Source organism: Thalassotalea euphylliae, assembly GCF_003390395.1.
In the GTDB taxonomy this organism is placed as follows: Bacteria; Pseudomonadota; Gammaproteobacteria; order Enterobacterales; family Alteromonadaceae; genus Thalassotalea_F; species Thalassotalea_F euphylliae_C.
This window is the reverse complement of the sequence record NZ_QUOV01000001.1, coordinates 1095449-1110654: the sequence shown is the minus strand read 5'-3', so window position 1 is coordinate 1110654 and position 15206 is coordinate 1095449. Positions and strand designations below refer to the sequence as shown.

The 15206-nt window shown below is 43.3% G+C and carries 13 protein-coding genes; 2 read left to right on the top strand and 11 right to left on the bottom strand.

Translation table 11 applies throughout. From position 1 onward, the window contains the following. Positions 1-16: 16 nt before the first annotated feature. The 11 genes from DXX92_RS04920 to DXX92_RS04870 all read right to left on the bottom strand — a co-directional run bounded on the left by DXX92_RS04920 (position 17) and on the right by DXX92_RS04870 (position 10926). A complete protein-coding gene (locus DXX92_RS04920; RefSeq protein ID WP_115999423.1) occupies positions 17-400 on the bottom strand; it encodes a hypothetical protein in 384 nt (127 codons plus the stop codon). 183 nt (positions 401-583) lie between these two features. Continuing rightward, positions 584-1849 carry an amidohydrolase family protein gene (locus DXX92_RS04915; RefSeq protein ID WP_115999422.1) on the bottom strand — a complete coding sequence of 422 codons (1266 nt, stop codon included), beginning with the start codon at positions 1847-1849 and terminating at the stop codon, positions 584-586. 15 nt (positions 1850-1864) lie between these two features. Next, positions 1865-3247: an amidohydrolase gene (locus DXX92_RS04910; protein WP_115999421.1), complete on the bottom strand. Its 1383-nt coding sequence runs from the start codon at positions 3245-3247 to the stop codon at positions 1865-1867. Between the two features lie 220 nt (positions 3248-3467). Continuing rightward, on the bottom strand, positions 3468-4055 hold the full coding sequence (gene msrQ, locus DXX92_RS04905) for a protein-methionine-sulfoxide reductase heme-binding subunit MsrQ (protein ID WP_115999420.1): 588 nt from the start codon (positions 4053-4055) through the stop codon (positions 3468-3470). Between the two features lie 49 nt (positions 4056-4104). After that, positions 4105-5121, bottom strand: coding sequence for a protein-methionine-sulfoxide reductase catalytic subunit MsrP (msrP, locus tag DXX92_RS04900; RefSeq protein WP_115999419.1), 1017 nt, complete (start codon positions 5119-5121; stop codon positions 4105-4107). 234 nt (positions 5122-5355) lie between these two features. Then, positions 5356-5754 (bottom strand): glutaredoxin family protein, encoded by a 399-nt coding sequence (locus tag DXX92_RS04895; RefSeq protein WP_115999418.1) that lies wholly within the window; start codon positions 5752-5754, stop codon positions 5356-5358. Between the two features lie 95 nt (positions 5755-5849). Then, positions 5850-6398: a DUF2058 domain-containing protein gene (locus DXX92_RS04890; RefSeq protein ID WP_115999417.1), complete on the bottom strand. Its 549-nt coding sequence runs from the start codon at positions 6396-6398 to the stop codon at positions 5850-5852. Positions 6399-6631: 233 nt separating this feature from the next. Beyond that, the gene (locus DXX92_RS04885) at positions 6632-8890 is read right to left on the bottom strand and encodes a xanthine dehydrogenase family protein molybdopterin-binding subunit (RefSeq protein ID WP_115999416.1); all 2259 of its coding nucleotides are present in this window, start codon (positions 8888-8890) and stop codon (positions 6632-6634) included. 2 nt (positions 8891-8892) lie between these two features. Next, positions 8893-9423, bottom strand: a complete 531-nt coding sequence (locus tag DXX92_RS04880; RefSeq protein ID WP_115999415.1) for a (2Fe-2S)-binding protein — start codon at positions 9421-9423, stop codon at positions 8893-8895. Between the two features lie 159 nt (positions 9424-9582). Next, entirely contained in the window at positions 9583-10218 is a 636-nt protein-coding gene (locus DXX92_RS04875) for a nucleotidyltransferase family protein (RefSeq protein WP_115999414.1), read from the bottom strand. A gap of 342 nt (positions 10219-10560) precedes the next feature. Further along, complete coding sequence (locus DXX92_RS04870; protein WP_115999413.1) at positions 10561-10926, bottom strand: hypothetical protein; 366 nt, start codon at positions 10924-10926, stop codon at positions 10561-10563. 365 nt (positions 10927-11291) lie between these two features. Here DXX92_RS04870 and DXX92_RS04865 point away from each other — a divergent pair, with 365 nt between their 5' ends. Both DXX92_RS04865 and pheA read left to right on the top strand, forming a co-directional pair. Further along, positions 11292-13733, top strand: a complete 2442-nt coding sequence (locus tag DXX92_RS04865) for a penicillin acylase family protein (protein WP_115999412.1) — start codon at positions 11292-11294, stop codon at positions 13731-13733. A 273-nt stretch (positions 13734-14006) separates the two neighbouring features. Beyond that, complete coding sequence (gene pheA, locus DXX92_RS04860; RefSeq protein WP_115999411.1) at positions 14007-15182, top strand: prephenate dehydratase; 1176 nt, start codon at positions 14007-14009, stop codon at positions 15180-15182. Positions 15183-15206: the final 24 nt, after the last annotated feature.

Below are 15206 nucleotides of genomic sequence, written 5' to 3'. Positions count from 1 at the left end.
TTAAAATAATAAAGTTTTACTTTTCCTTTAATATTGCCTTTGCCTGACTGACAGCTTCTTCCATTGAATATACGTACTTCATATTCTCATAGGTTGCTTGATGCATATCCAGAATCGTTTTGTTCATCGGCTTTGGTGCAACTAAGAATAGATAACGGCAATTATTGCTAAGGCTCCACGCTTGAATCTCTTTTAGCGCATCCATTAGCTCCATCGCGCCCCCTTCAAACTCTAGCGTATCTGCAATCCTTACCCAAGGTTGGTGACGCACAAACTCAGCCTTAAGCTTTATGTCTTCAAAATACTGCTGTACACCTTCAACATTCCATACCCCGCGCATCGTGGTGTACATAATGCTGTCAGATATAGATATTTCATAATCACAATGTGCTTTAAACATTACTTCTCATTATTTTCATTGAGTGCCTAGCTGATTAAAGATTTTCACCAAATAACTAAATTTTCGCTAAGAAACTAAATCTTTGCTAAGAAACTAAATCGTAAAAACAAAAAACCTCATTAACAAGTTAATGAGGTTTTTAGACATAATGCAAATTTTAGCGTACCTATTTACTTGGTATTTTTACTTGGTATAGGCACGTGGCATTTCGCTAGATGTTGTATAGCGGTCACGCAATTTATCTTGACGGCTTTCAAGCAGCTGCTGCTCACCGTCAATCCACATTTGCTCAACCGTTGTGCTTAGCTCAAATGGGTCAGCACTCCACAGCACGATATCTGCAGGTTTGCCAACCGCAATGCGGCCAGTATCTAGGTTAAATGCATCCGCAACGTTAGCAGTAACCGCGGCTAAAGCTTCTTGGTAGTCCATACCATTAGCAACGGCATTACCTGCATCAAAGCGCAACTGGTGAGCATTGTGCGAATCACCATCGACAGTCAATACCACGTTAACACCCGCTTTATCTAATTTGCCCGCGTTTGCTAAATTAACGTGCAACGAGTCAAAGCTACCCGGTAGGTTGCGTAGTGCCCCCATCACGACTGGCACTTTAGCGTCAGCAATTTGCTGCGCCACTAATGGCGCATCAGCCGCACCAAGCAAGACCAAATCAAGGTTGAAGCGTTGCTTAAGCTCAAGCACAGCTAAAATGTCGGTGGCGCGATCAACATAAACAAGTAGCGGCTTTTCACCTTTTAACAGCGCATTGATTTCCTGCTCACTGCGCTTGGGCTCTTTCTTGTCTTTGCTATCTTTACCATTTTTGGCAGCCATTTTCGCCGCTTTATCTAGCGCTTTTTTTGCATCTTCAAGTTTATGCGTTAACGCTAGTAAATTAGTTGCGCGTGACCCTTTAGATTCGCTACCAAGTGCCACTAGTACGCCATTTTTTGCACTAAAGACACTGTCGAACTCGCCGTTTAGTTTGGCAGCAAAGGTTTGGCCTTTAAACATGCTGTCACCACCGTTTGGCGCCGTGACATTGGCAGTAATACCTGCTTTACGGGTAAAAGAGATCAAGCTCGATTTAGGGTTAAAAGCAACACTTGGATCGAAAGTAATATCCGCTTTCTTCGCATCAGCATCTCGACTGTGCGCAACCGCGCTAACTTCCACTAAGCCAATTTGGTTCATTGAACTAATAAAGCCCGGCGTCAGTACCTTACCATTGGCATCAAAAACTTGATCAGCAGCAACAGACTCAGGATTAATCGCGGTGATCACGCCGTTATCAATAACAACAGTCGCATTTTCAAGCACACCAGCATCGGTTACCGTGTGCACTTTTGCGTTAGTAATCGCCACGCTAGCAGCATGTGCTGAAGATGCCGCGGCTAGTGCTAAGGCAATTAATGATGATTTAAAACGTTTATTTCGTAATGTCATAGTCTTTGCCTCCTGTTATTCCTGACCCAACATAAAGTCACTTTGCGCTTGATAGTTTTCATCAAAGCGATCGTAGACTTTAGCGCCATCAACAAATACTTGCTCTGCTAATGCATACACGCTAAACGGGTTGGTATTCCAAATGACAACATCAGCGTTTTTGCCTTGCTCAAGACTGCCCGTTTTATCGGCAATACCCAATGATTTCGCAGCATTACTGGTGATCCAACGAATCGCATCAGCTTCGGTTAATGCAAAGCCATTTTCATTGGCACGGTACATAACTTTTGCCGCTTCTTGGTTAAGGCGCTGAATAGTTGTGCCTGAGTCTGAGTGAACTACTGCACACGAATTTTTCATTGCATCGACAATAGCAACGTTCTCTTCCACCATGTCGTAGGCTTCCATTTTAAAGCCCCACCAATCTGGCCACATCGCTGCACAGTTACCATTCTCACCTAACATATCAGCGATTTTGTACGCTTCAACGGCGTGATGGAAAGTACCTGAGTGATAGTTAAATTCTTTACCTAAGTCGACCATCATGGCCATTTCTTCAGCTTTGTAACAATGGTTGTGAATTAAAATCTCGCCATCAAGCACACCTTTAAGCGTGTCTAGCTCAATATCACGAACTGGCGCTGCTGGGTTTTTACCAGCTGCATAGTCAGCGTCATATTTTTCCCAAGCACGTTTGTACTCTGCCGCTTCTGCCCACGCCATACGGTAACCAGCCATATTACCCATACGCGTACCTGGTGCTTCTTTACGACCGCCATAAACACGTTTTGGATTTTCACCACAGGCCATTTTTAAACCATAGGGTGCATTAGGGAATTTCATACCTTGCATCGTGTGACTTGGCACATTCTTCAAGGTAACACCGCGACCGCCGAATAAGTTAGCTGAGCCCGGTAAAATTTGTAGTGTAGTTACACCGCCTGCGCGTGCTGCATTAAAGCCCGGATCTTGTGGCCAAACACTGTGCTCAGCCCATACTTCTGAGGTATTTGGCGCAGTCATTTCATTACCATCAGCATGTGATTCAACTGAAGGACTAGGATAAACACCATAGTGAGAATGCACGTCAATCACGCCCGGTGTAACCCACTTTCCTTGGCCATCAATTACTGTTGCACCATCAGCCGCTAGGTTTTGCCCTACTTGACTGACTTTACCGTCAACAAACAACACATCAGCATTATCAAGGCGCTCACCGTTACCAATTAGCACAGTAGCATTTTTAATCAGAGTCGTTTGCTGAGGTAAGGTTTGATAAGTACTTGGGTACGGATTTTTATTGATGGTGACTTTCGCGTCCTGTTGCTCAGACTGCATACAGCCAGTTAGCGCAACAGAAACCGCTACCATCACCAATGATGGCATCAATTTTTTCATGGTTATTCCTGAGTTTTGCTCTTTTTTCGCGCTACTTTACAGCGGCGCAGAGCATATTATTTTGACAATGGATCAACCAACAACATTATATTGAAAAAATGTTAACAACAAGCCATGTGCGATGAGTTTTGGTAAATTTTGCGATTAGTTGCACTTTTCTCAGGCAAAGAGGCGTAAAGTGCGCGCTAAGCTGGCTTTAAAACCCAAAACATGCCAAAGGTTATTTGCGCTTAAATAACCAGCGGCTAATGCGATCTTTACGCAGCGAGAGCAGCCAAATTAGTCCGACAGCGTATAATCCCGGTTCGTATATATCGGATTTTATTGACCAGTAAAAATGCACCCAAATTGCAACAGCGGCGATATACACCCAATTGTGCAATTGCTGCCAGCTTTTACCCATTTTGCGTTTAACTTTACTCCATGACGTTACCGCCAATGGCACTAATATGGCAAAGGCAAACATACCAACAGTAATGTATGGGCGGTCAATCACTTCATCGATAAACAAACGCCAATCAAACTGCAACTCAAAGAACAGAAAATTAAGTAGGTGGAATAATGCATAAGTAAATGCCCACAAACCCAATAGACGTCTAAATTTTAACAGTACAGGTTTTTTGAAGCGTTTTGCCAACGGTGTGATTATCAGCGAAATTAGCAAAATGTTTAGCGCTCCAATACCAGTGAAGTGAATCACGCGCTCCACCGGATCTGCGCCAATAGTATCGTTAACAGCGCCGTAATAAAGCCAAACTAACGGCAAGGCTGCGGCGAGGTGAACAAGGGTTTTAAGTACAGCAATCATTTAAAACGCTCGCTAAATGAGGATCACTAGGTTAAGAAGAGCAAGCGCGTTAGTAATAACGCGCTAAATCCATATTTTTGTATAAGTGCGCCACTTCTTCACCATAACCGTTAAACGGTAATGTCGCTATACGGTTACGAGCAAACAAGCCCCCAGTGGTAATACGGCGCTCGCTTGCTTGGCTCCAACGGGGGTGTGATACATCTGGGTTCACATTGGCGTAAAAACCATATTCGTTCGGCGCTAAAATATTCCATGTCGTTGGCGGCATTTTCTCAACCAACTTAATCGAAACAATCGACTTAATACTTTTAAAGCCATATTTCCATGGCACTACAAGGCGAATTGGCGCACCGTTTTGCGGTGGTAAAGTTTTCCCGTACAAACCGACACTTAGCATGGTAAGCGGATTCATTGCTTCGTCTAAACGCAGCCCTTCGACATAGGGGTAATCAATGCCACCACCAATACGACGGCTACGCTGACCCGGCATTTGTTCAGGATCGTATAAGGTTTCAAAGGCAACATACTTAGCTTTCGACGTTGGTGCGGCTTGCTTAATCAAGTCCGCTAACGAAAAACCAACCCAAGGCACCACCATAGACCAAGCTTCAACACAACGCAGGCGGTAAATACGTTCTTCCAGCGGAAATTTCTTGAATAAGTCATCGTAATCTAAGGTAACCGGTTTGCTGACTTCACCACTAACGGTAAGTTGCCATGGTTTGACTTTTAGCCCTTGAGAATTTCGGGCAGGATCACTTTTGTCTAAACCAAATTCATAGAAATTGTTGTGGCTGGTAACTTTAGCTTCCGGTGTTAACAACTCGTCTGTTGCTGGAGCTTTTTGATAGTTTAGCGCTTGCTGGGTAAAGCTTGCTTGGTCAGATCCACCCCAAAAGTCGAATGGCGCTGCACTTGCTGAACGGGCAATCGATTGGCTAAGCAATGTGCCTGCGCCAATATAGCCCATAGATTTTAACAGTTGACGACGATTAACATAGACTTGTTCATCGGTAACATCGTTATCCGTTAATTGATAAGATTTTTTAGATTTGATCAGCATACAACCTCCAGATACAACAATGCTGACTTAAAGTCAGCATATATAACTTAAAGCCAGCAAGATTAACTTAACGCAACCTACGAAATAGGTGCTTATAGCAATTGTAGACCGCACATGAGTGAATTAATTTTCAATTCACTCAGATTATTTCTATGCTGTCAGCTAGCGTTGGAGGCTATTAATGATTTCAATAGCAAGGCACAATGGCACAATGGCACAATGGCAACGGAGAGCCTATGCCGCCTTTGCTGCCTGTTGCGCACCTTGTTGAACTGTTTTTTGCAAGTACGCAATAATATCGTCAGACTCATACAACCATTCGACCTTGTTTTCACCAGCATCCGTAATTTTTAAACACGGAACGGTTGGCTTGCCACCGCCGTTAATAAGTTCTTCGCGCACCGCGTAATTGTTATCTTTAATATTCATTAACGGTAACTCAATACCTTCTCGCTTCATGGCACGACGCACTTTCACGCAAAACGGACAAGTTGGCAGATGATATAAGCTTAAATGTTTAGTCAGCTCTGCAATTTCCTGTTGACGCTGCGCGGTTAATTTAGGTGATTTAGGTTGAGTCAGAAAGTTAACTAAAATAACAATTCGGCCAACTAACCAGCGTAATAATTTCATAGATTTACCTTAAATATTTGGAAAAGTAATTTGTCTTTAAGCGTTATGTACTTGCTTGGCGTAATGTGTTTTACATGTTTCGCTTGTTGCTGCTCTTACCACATCAGATCGTCTGGGATCTGGTAAGCTGCATACGGGTCATCTTCATCAACGGATTCTTCAACTTTGTCGTTGCTGAGTAGCACCACGCTTTCATCAAGCGTCGCAAGCTTATCGGCAGTTTCTTTGGTAACCACATAAGTAACATCATCTAGACCACAAATAGATAATCGGCCATTAACTAAGGCTTTTTGCGTTAATTCATTGACCAAAAGCTTTTTCACTTTAGTACCAAAGGTGTAGTTATATTCCACTTCTCCGGCTATATCTTTGACTTGATGATGCGCTAAAATTTGTAATATGCGTTGATGTAATTCTTTCGCGGCTAGCAGCTCTTGTTTTTCGGCATTTAATGCAGCATCTTTCGCTAGTTTTTGCTCTTTCTGCTTAGCAATGTCTTGTTTAACTTGCTCTTGCATACTGGCTTCAACTTGCGCACCACTGCGTTTTTGTTTGTTCTTTTTGCGCTTGTCGCTATTAGCTTGTCGCGCTTTCTGCTTAGTTGTTAAACCCGCTTTTAACAGCTGATCTTGCAATGAGGCCATAACCTACCCTTTACTCAAAACATTAAACCTTTGGGCAACCCCAAAGCTTGCATAAATTTTCTGGCGGTAAGTGTACAAAATTCAGGTTTAGTGCGCGACTAATCAGACAAAAAAGTTGATTATATGGCAGGGTTAATTGACATAAAAAAAGCCGTTAGTAAGAACTAACGGCCTTTCGGCTTAGCTAAAATTTAGCTCAGGCTAAATCTGAATATTGAGTTACGCGCGAGTTTTTAAACAATACCTTGTTTAGCAAGTGGCAAGTCACGATAACGTTTACCCGTTAAAGCAAATATCGCATTGGTAATTGCTGGCACAACTGGTGGTACACCCGGTTCGCCAACACCGCCCGGAGGTGCATCGCTATCAACAATATCGATCTCAGTTACCGGTGTATCTGCCATGCGCGCGACCGGATAATCATGGAAGTTGGTTTGATTAATCACACCGCCTTTAGCAGTCAGCTCACCATAAAAAGCTAGCGAAATACCAAACACTGCTGAGCCTTCCATTTGTGAGCGAATACGCTCTGGGTTAACTGCGGTGCCACAATCAAGGCTAAACCACATTTTATCGACTTTGATTTTACCATTTTGCTCGCTAACCTCAGCTACACAAGCAACATAGGTGGCAAAACTGCGGTGAACTGCGATGCCCAATGCCGAGCCAGCTTTTCGCGGCTTATCCCAATTGGCCATATTCGCAACACGATTAACGACATTTTTGTAGCGCGCCGTATCAATAGGGTATTGTTTTATATCAGAGCCATAGTTACCGTATTTAGCGTTTTGCGCAGCAAGATCAATATGGCGATCATTGCCTAACAAGCTTAATAGGTAATCTTTAGGGTCTATTTTCGCCTCATGGGCAAGTTCATCAGCGAACGAGCAGACAGCAAATGCTTGGTTGATATTAGTCACTGAGCGCAACCAGCCGATACGCGTATGGGCAGTCGCTTTACCCGCAGCACATTGCACATTTGCAATATCGTACGGCATATCAATTAAACCTAAGTCGGCTTCAAAGGCAATAACATCAGCACCTTTGGCAAAGGTTGAACTTATGGTGGGTAAAGCAACATTATGTTGCCAAGCAGTTACCTTGTGTTTGCTATCCCAACCTGCTTTCAGTTTTTGATAGCTGACCGCATGATAATAGCCATTTTGTATTTCGTCTTCACGTGTCCAACAGACTTTCACTGGCTTACCACGCAGTTTTGACATAATAGCGGCTTCTACAATGAAATCTGGCTTGGATTTTCGACCAAACCCACCACCTAAAAGGGTTACATTGATATTAACGTTTTCCGGCGGCACTTGTAACAGTTGCGCGACTGTACCTTGTGCCGATTGTGGCGTTTGTGTACAAGCCCAAATATCAAACACGCCATCGTGGTAATGCGCAGCAGCCGCTGGTGGCTCCATCGGCACATGAATCAGCTCAGGCACATAGTAGTCAGCTGCAAAAACTTTATCTGCGCTGGCTAGCGCAGCATCAACATCGCCTGCTTTACGCAGAACCGCACTAGGCGCGTCACAACTTGCTGCTAGGGATTTTTTATACTCCTCGCTTTCGTAACTTGCGTGGCTACTGTTTTCCCATTCAATTTCCAACGCTTCGCGACCTTGCATTGCCGCCCAAGTATTGCTGGCAACAACGGCAACACCGCCTAGTGGTTTGAACAGTGGTGGTTCTTCCAAGTTTTCCAGCGCGATTACATCAATCACACCAGCGATTTTTTTTGCTTTACTGGCATCAAATTTTACCAGTTTTGAGGCAAGCACAGGTGGCCGTGCAATAACCACATATTCCATATCGGGCAATTGCACGTCATAACCGTATGTGGTGTTACCTGTGGCGATATCATGACCGTCGACAAGCGGGATATCGGATTTACCAATAAGATTAAACTCTGCTTTGCTTTTAAGTTTCAGCGAGATTGGATCTGGCACTGATAAAGTAGCGGCAACTGCCACTAAGGAACCGAAGCTGGCAGTTTTACCCGTCGGTTTGTGAATAATTTGATTGGCCTTGGCATAACACTCAGCCACGGGCACTTGCCACTGATTTGCTGCCGCTTGCTCAAGCATAGTACGAGCGGTAGCACCCGCTTCTCTTAACGGCTGGTAGAAGTTACGAATAGAGCGTGAACCATCGGTATTTTGACTACCGTATTTCTTATCACCTAGGCCTTGAATAACATTAATTTTTTGCCAGTCTGCGTCTAGTTCGTCTGCCACTATCATAGGGATACTAGTGCGAATCCCTTGCCCCATCTCTGAGCGGTGAACAATTATGCCAACGGTATCATCGGCATTAATGTGAACATAAACACTTGGTTCAAATTTAGTGGTAGCAGGAGCGGCAAAGGCTTTCGGCAAACCGCTTACTTCTGGAAAATTAACTGCCAGCACCAAAGCCCCAGAGCCTAAACCCAAGTTTTTTAAAAACGAGCGACGGCTAACATTTTCAACACTATTTTTCGTTGTCATTGTTATGCCCCTTGTTTACCGATTGAGAGTTTGCCAGTTGAACCAACATCAACAGCCAAATCGTCGACACTCGCGGTTTTGGTTGATAAATCTGCCGCTAAATGAATCGCTTTTTTAATTCTTTCATAAGTGCCACAACGACAAATGTTGCCACTCATGGCTTGTTCAATTTGCGCATCATTAGGGGTTGGGTTGGCAGCAAGTAACGCAGCCGCAGACATCATTTGACCCGATTGACAATAACCACATTGTGGCACATTCAGTTTTTGCCACGCTTGTTGAACAGGGTGGTCACCATCGTTTGATAAGCCTTCAATGGTAGTAATTTTTTGCCCATTAACAGCCGAGACTGGGGTGGCACAAGAGCGCACAGGTTGGCCATTCAAATGAACGGTACAAGCGCCACATAGCCCTTTACCGCAACCGTACTTAGTACCTGTGTAATTAAGAATATCGCGCAGCGCCCACAATAGCGGCATATTTTCATCATCGCTATATTGGTGCGCGCGACCGTTTACATTTAAGGTGATCATGTTTGCTTCCTTGATAGCTTCACTAGGTTGTTATCACTACTGCAATGTTTTGTATCATTGACTTTACATCGTTGATTTTATTATTTTTAGCTTACTTTTCTAAAGGATAGAAAGGTTACTTTGACAGCTATAACTATACGCCAAAACTGGCTGATATGTTTAAACTTTGCGTTGAAGTTGCAGTTTTCTGAGTTGCTCTGGCGTATCTAAATCGGCTTTTGCGTTAATAAGCTCAATCTGCTCGACTAATTGCTTATTTTGAGCTCGCAATTTCGCCAGCACAAACTTTGCACCTTGTTTGCCGTCTAGCTTACTAAGTTGATCAAAAAGCGCTTGCGAGAATATCACTGGCGGGCCAAATTCAACGGAACTATTATCTGTTTCATTCCAACAGCTTATGGTTGCAAGTTGCTCTCCCATTGAGTGCGCAGTCATCAACTTTGCAATATCTTGCTCAGTGACTTGCCATTGATCTACTAGCATTAGTAATACACCGCTAGCATTAGAAGCATTGATAATATTGCCAACCCCGCAAGCAATAGAGGAACCCATTCCCGTTGACCACTTGCTATTTTCAACTAAGTTCACCGGCCAAGTCGCTAATAATTCTTGGTAAGTTTCAGCGTCATGACCAATGACAACCGTTACGTTATTGCTGAGCTTTAAGGCGAGTTTAATTTGGCGGATTAGTAGATATTCACCGTCGATTTGAACTAGTTGCTTAGCTTCTCCTAAGCGCGAAGAGTTACCTGCGGCTAAAATTAAAATTGCAAAATCTTTAGTTGTGATATTCACATGAAATACCCAATTACCTCATGTGCCGATGTTTCACATACTGATAAGTCAAAAAATGATACGTTATAAATTGGCACGAGCAATAACAGTTGTAGTAAAAAAGTATGAAAAATTGAATTGGGTAGATAAAAGCGTTAAGTTTTTGGGCTATTTGCCACGGGTGAGGATGCTTTCTGGAGTTTGCCTCCCCCTTTAAGCAAAACTAATTGGCAAAACTAATCAGCAAAACCAGAAAGTGATAAATCTCCTCAAAATCAATAAACAACACCTAGCCAATAAATGACTAGATGTTGTTTGACTAGAAATTGTTGAACATCGATAGATAAAAATAAAGAAGCCTAGCTATTGAACTAACTTTATATACTCAGGATCTTGAGTTTGAATATTTTTTTTCTGAGCCTTTCGCTGAGCTGTTTTTCTAACCTTTACTTCCCGTGTAACGGAACGCCCATCTTGGTATCTATGGTAAGAAAAATTATCTAAACCAAGCATTTCAGTAAACTGGTGAAAGGTCATAAAGTCATCTTTGGTAAACTCTTCACCATCTTTGGTTACTAGGCCGTCAATATACATCGAATCACCATTGATATTGCAGTTGGCAATAGCACTATATGGCTTACCGTATTCTTCTACTTTAAGTGCCCTAACCATTTTAAGCTCAAAGCACCACTCACCTACTTGTATGTAGCGATTAAAATTGTCTGACATGCAAACTCCGTTATTGTTATTTTCGTTGCGTTAAAAGTAATCCTGTTTAGCTACTAGCTAAAGACTTCCTTTCTACAGACAATTCTTCCATGATCAACCATAGTCACATTAACAACATCTAAATTAACAACTTTTGTAACTTAGCAGTTTTTCACTACAGTGGTGTTACAACGAGGCCACATTATGTCATTTGTCAGGCCAAAAATACCATTGAATTATTGACTATTTTTCAACCTAAGCAAAAACATTAACTTATGTCAATAAATTGCATAAAAAACTCGCACTTTTGCTGCATTTTCCGTGCACATCTCGACAAATCGCAGTAATCTAAGCTCAAAACCCAAACGAAATAACAATAATTAGTGATGAACAAAATCAAACCTTTTTTACTGGGTGCTGTCATTTTACTGGTATTTATTCTAGCTACTGCATCAGCCTGGATATACAGCAGCATATACAATGCGATGCCGCAACTAGACGGCAATACCGCGTTATATGGTCTTAACGCAAAAGTTGAAATCACTCGTGATGAATACGGTATCGCAACAATCCAAGCCGACAGCCGTTTGGATGCCGCCATGGCGCTTGGTTTTGTTCATGGCCAAGAGCGCTTTTTCCAAATGGATCTGCTGCGCCGAAACTCAGCGGGTGAGCTTTCTAGCTTGTTTGGTGAAGTTGCCCTTGATTATGATAAAAAAATTCGTGTACACCGTTTTAGAGAACGTGCCAGAGCAATTATTAATAAGCTTTCTAAGAACGAATTTGAACTGATTAAGGCCTATACTCGGGGCGTTAATCAAGGTATTCAGCGACTTGGTGCCAATCCATTCGAATATTTGTTACTACGACAAACCCCAGTGCTCTGGCAAGAGGAAGACACCATACTGACCGTATTTAGCATGTACCTTGATTTACAGTACGCTGGCGGTGAGCGCGAGTTAAGTCTTTTCGCTATGCAGCAATCATTGCCTGAAGACCTCTTTGCTTTTTTAACCCCAAAAGGTACACAGTGGGACGCAGCAATAGATGGCACGCAAATGCCGCAAGCCACTATGCCAACTAGCTTTCCAGCTAGCATATCATCTAAGGAATTCTCATCTGACTTAGTTGTTTCTGACTTAAACAATTCTCAAACAAGTAATAAAGAAGCACAAGCGTCCCTTTCCTTTATTAGCACACAACTAACAGAACAAAACTTTGTCGGTTCAAACAACTGGGCCGTATCTGGCGCACTGACTAAAACGGGTAGTGCAATTGTGGCTAACGATATGCACTTAGGGCTTCGCGTGCCCAACACTTGGTATCGAGCATCATTAGAGTACAAGTTGCCAGATGGCAGTCCGATTAAGGTAACAGGCGCGACCTTGCCTGGCACCCCCAATGTCATCGTTGGCAGTAATGGACATATTGCTTGGGGCTTCACTAATAGCTACGGCGACTGGAGTGACGTCGTCCTACTTAAAACAAACAAAGACAAAAGCCAATACTTAACACCCAGTGGCTTTGAAGATTTTACTCAGCGCAACCACATGATTGCCGTCAAAGATCAAAAAACCGTCGAAATTCAAACGCAAGAAACCGTTTGGGGGCCGGTGATTGGTGAAGATAAAAACGGCAATCTACTGGCATATCGCTGGGTGGCGCATGATACAAACGCGGTCAACTTAGCGCATATAAAATTAGAAACAGCCACCAATGTTGAACAGGCTGTAAAGATTGCAGCAAGTGCAGGCATACCTGCACAGAACTTAATGGTTGCTGATAGCCAAGGTGATATTGCTTGGACAATCATGGGGCAAATTCCAGTAAAACACGGTGACATAGGAGAACTACCAAAAGATTGGTCGACTGGCGAGTTTGGCTGGAAAGGTTACCTAGCCCCTGAAGATTACCCTAAGGTTATCTCCCCTGCACAACGACGACTATGGACAGCCAACTCTCGTGTTGTTGGCGGTCAGATGTACCAGCATATCGGTAATGGCGGCTACGCACTGGGTGCTCGCGCTCAGCAAATTAAAACCCGACTGTTTGAGCAACAAGCGTTCGACGAACAAGCTTTACTTGATATCGCGCTTGATACTGAAGCCATTTACCTGTCGCGCTGGCAAGAGCTGTTGCTAGACCAAATATTAACTGAGCCCGCACTAAGCGCGAATCCTCATTGGCAAGCAGCTCTGCCTTTTATCAGTCAGCAGCCACTGATGGCCAGTGTTGATTCCGTTGGCTACCGCATCGTTAAAGCATTTAAATCTAAGGTCAAAGCTCAAGTCTTTAAACAGTTGGAAAGTTACCTTAGTGAGCAAGATAAAAACTTTTCACTAAAAACCGTGCGAAATTCTTTAGAAGAACCACTTTGGCAATTAGTGACTGAACAACCTGTGGGCTATCTAGCACAAGACATGAGCTGGCAAACATTGCTAACAGAGTCGTTAGACCAAGCGCTTAATGAAATTACCGAACAGCAAAGCCTTGCAGATGCCACTTGGGGTCAACATAATGCCGCTGAGATTAAACACCCGCTGAGTAGCGCTATCCCTCTTTTCGGTGGTTACCTTAACATGCCAGCAGAACCATTACCTGGCGACGGCTTCATGCCAAGAGTTGATGGTGGCAGCTTTGGCGCATCAGAGCGTATGATCGTTTCGCCTGGGCATGAAGAGTCTGGCATTTTTCATATGCCTACCAGCCAGGCTGGTCATCCTTGGAGCCCATACTTTGGCAAAGGACATAGCGACTGGGTTGCAGGTAAACCTAGCCCATTTTTACCGGGTGAAACTCGCTATACGCTAACGTTGCTGCCATATTAGGCATTTATAGTTAGAAAATAGTGCTTGAACTCTAGTAGGACTGTCGATACATTAAAGCCATGAACATTACTTCCGCTATCGAAAGCGCAGTAAAAAGCGCAATCAAAAACGTTTTATCAGGCACTCGTTTCTTTAGCCTGTTTTTTATCCTCTCTCGTTGAGGAGCGTTTTTTGCGGCAAAAATTAACCCGAAAAACCTCCACACTGGAGGTTTTTTTTTATCTATTTTTTAACGGTACTATATTAGCAACAAGCTAAAGCAAAGGAGTCAACGTGGAGCAATCATTAGACCTAAACGAAATAAGAGCACAAATTACAGAAACCGACCAGCAATTGCTCAAGCTCTTTGCCAAGCGCCGTTCGCTCACACTCAATGTTGCCAAAAGTAAAGCACATCAGGTGCGTCCAGTACGTGATCAACAGCGTGAGCAAGAATTGCTGATTCGCTTGATCAAACAAGGTAAAGAATTAGGGTTGGATGCCCACTACGTGACCAGCGTGTTCCAAACCATTATTGAAGATTCAGTGCTTAACCAGCAGGCATACCTACAAACTCTCACCAACCCTAACTTACAATTGCCGATGGTCAGCGTGGCCTTCTTAGGCAACAAGGGTTCATACAGCTACCTTGCTAGTCACCGTTACTTCTCACGCCGCGCGGAAAAAATTATTGAATCAGGCTGTCAAAGCTTTGCTGATATTATGCAACAGGTTGAAGCTGGCCACGTTGATTACGGCATGCTACCCATTGAAAATACAAGCTCAGGTAGTATCAATGAGGTTTACGATCTGCTGCAACATACTAACCTTGCAATTGTTGGCGAAATCACACAACCCATTGAGCATTGCTTGCTAACAGCGGTTAATACTCGTTTAGAGAATATCAAAACCATCTACGCACACGGTCAACCATTTACACAGTGCAGTAATTTCTTAGACAAGCAACACGACATTCGTATTGAATATTGCGATAGCACAGCCGATGCGATGGCAAAAGTCTATGAATTACAAGATGAAACGGTTGCCGTTATTGGCAGTGAAGAAGGTGGCCACTTGTACCAGTTACACGCCTTAGAAAAGTCTATTGCCAATCAGGATGAAAACCATAGCCGCTTTATTCTTGTCGCACGAAAGCCAGTTGATGTTGCTGAGCAAATTCCTGCGAAAACGACCTTTATTCTGGCAACAGGTCAAAAACCAGGTGCCTTGGTGGAGTGTTTGTTAGTGCTAAAAGAGAAAGGCATTAACATGTGTAAATTAGAGTCTCGCCCTATTCAAGGTCGCCCATGGGAAGAAATGTTTTATATTGATGTGGAAGCCAACCTTAAATCAGCGGCAATGCAAGAAGCTATCGGTGAATTAACTGAGTTAACTAAGTTTATCAAAGTGCTAGGCTGCTACCCTATCGAACATATTTCGCCAACCAGCGTACCGGCTGCAGAAATCTAATCGTATTTGATATAGAAAACACCT

Bases quoted from the DNA above. Each gene is read 5' to 3' on its own strand.
- DXX92_RS04920 (WP_115999423.1), bottom strand. From the start codon at position 400: ATGTTTAAAGCACATTGTGATTATGAAATATCTATATCTGACAGCATT.
- DXX92_RS04915 (WP_115999422.1), bottom strand. From the start codon at position 1,849: ATGACATTACGAAATAAACGTTTTAAATCATCATTAATTGCCTTAGCA.
- DXX92_RS04910 (WP_115999421.1), bottom strand. From the start codon at position 3,247: ATGAAAAAATTGATGCCATCATTGGTGATGGTAGCGGTTTCTGTTGCG.
- msrQ (WP_115999420.1), bottom strand. From the start codon at position 4,055: ATGATTGCTGTACTTAAAACCCTTGTTCACCTCGCCGCAGCCTTGCCG.
- msrP (WP_115999419.1), bottom strand. From the start codon at position 5,121: ATGCTGATCAAATCTAAAAAATCTTATCAATTAACGGATAACGATGTT.
- DXX92_RS04895 (WP_115999418.1), bottom strand. From the start codon at position 5,754: ATGAAATTATTACGCTGGTTAGTTGGCCGAATTGTTATTTTAGTTAAC.
- DXX92_RS04890 (WP_115999417.1), bottom strand. From the start codon at position 6,398: ATGGCCTCATTGCAAGATCAGCTGTTAAAAGCGGGTTTAACAACTAAG.
- DXX92_RS04885 (WP_115999416.1), bottom strand. From the start codon at position 8,890: ATGACAACGAAAAATAGTGTTGAAAATGTTAGCCGTCGCTCGTTTTTA.
- DXX92_RS04880 (WP_115999415.1), bottom strand. From the start codon at position 9,423: ATGATCACCTTAAATGTAAACGGTCGCGCGCACCAATATAGCGATGAT.
- DXX92_RS04870 (WP_115999413.1), bottom strand. From the start codon at position 10,926: ATGTCAGACAATTTTAATCGCTACATACAAGTAGGTGAGTGGTGCTTT.
- DXX92_RS04865 (WP_115999412.1), top strand. From the start codon at position 11,292: ATGAACAAAATCAAACCTTTTTTACTGGGTGCTGTCATTTTACTGGTA.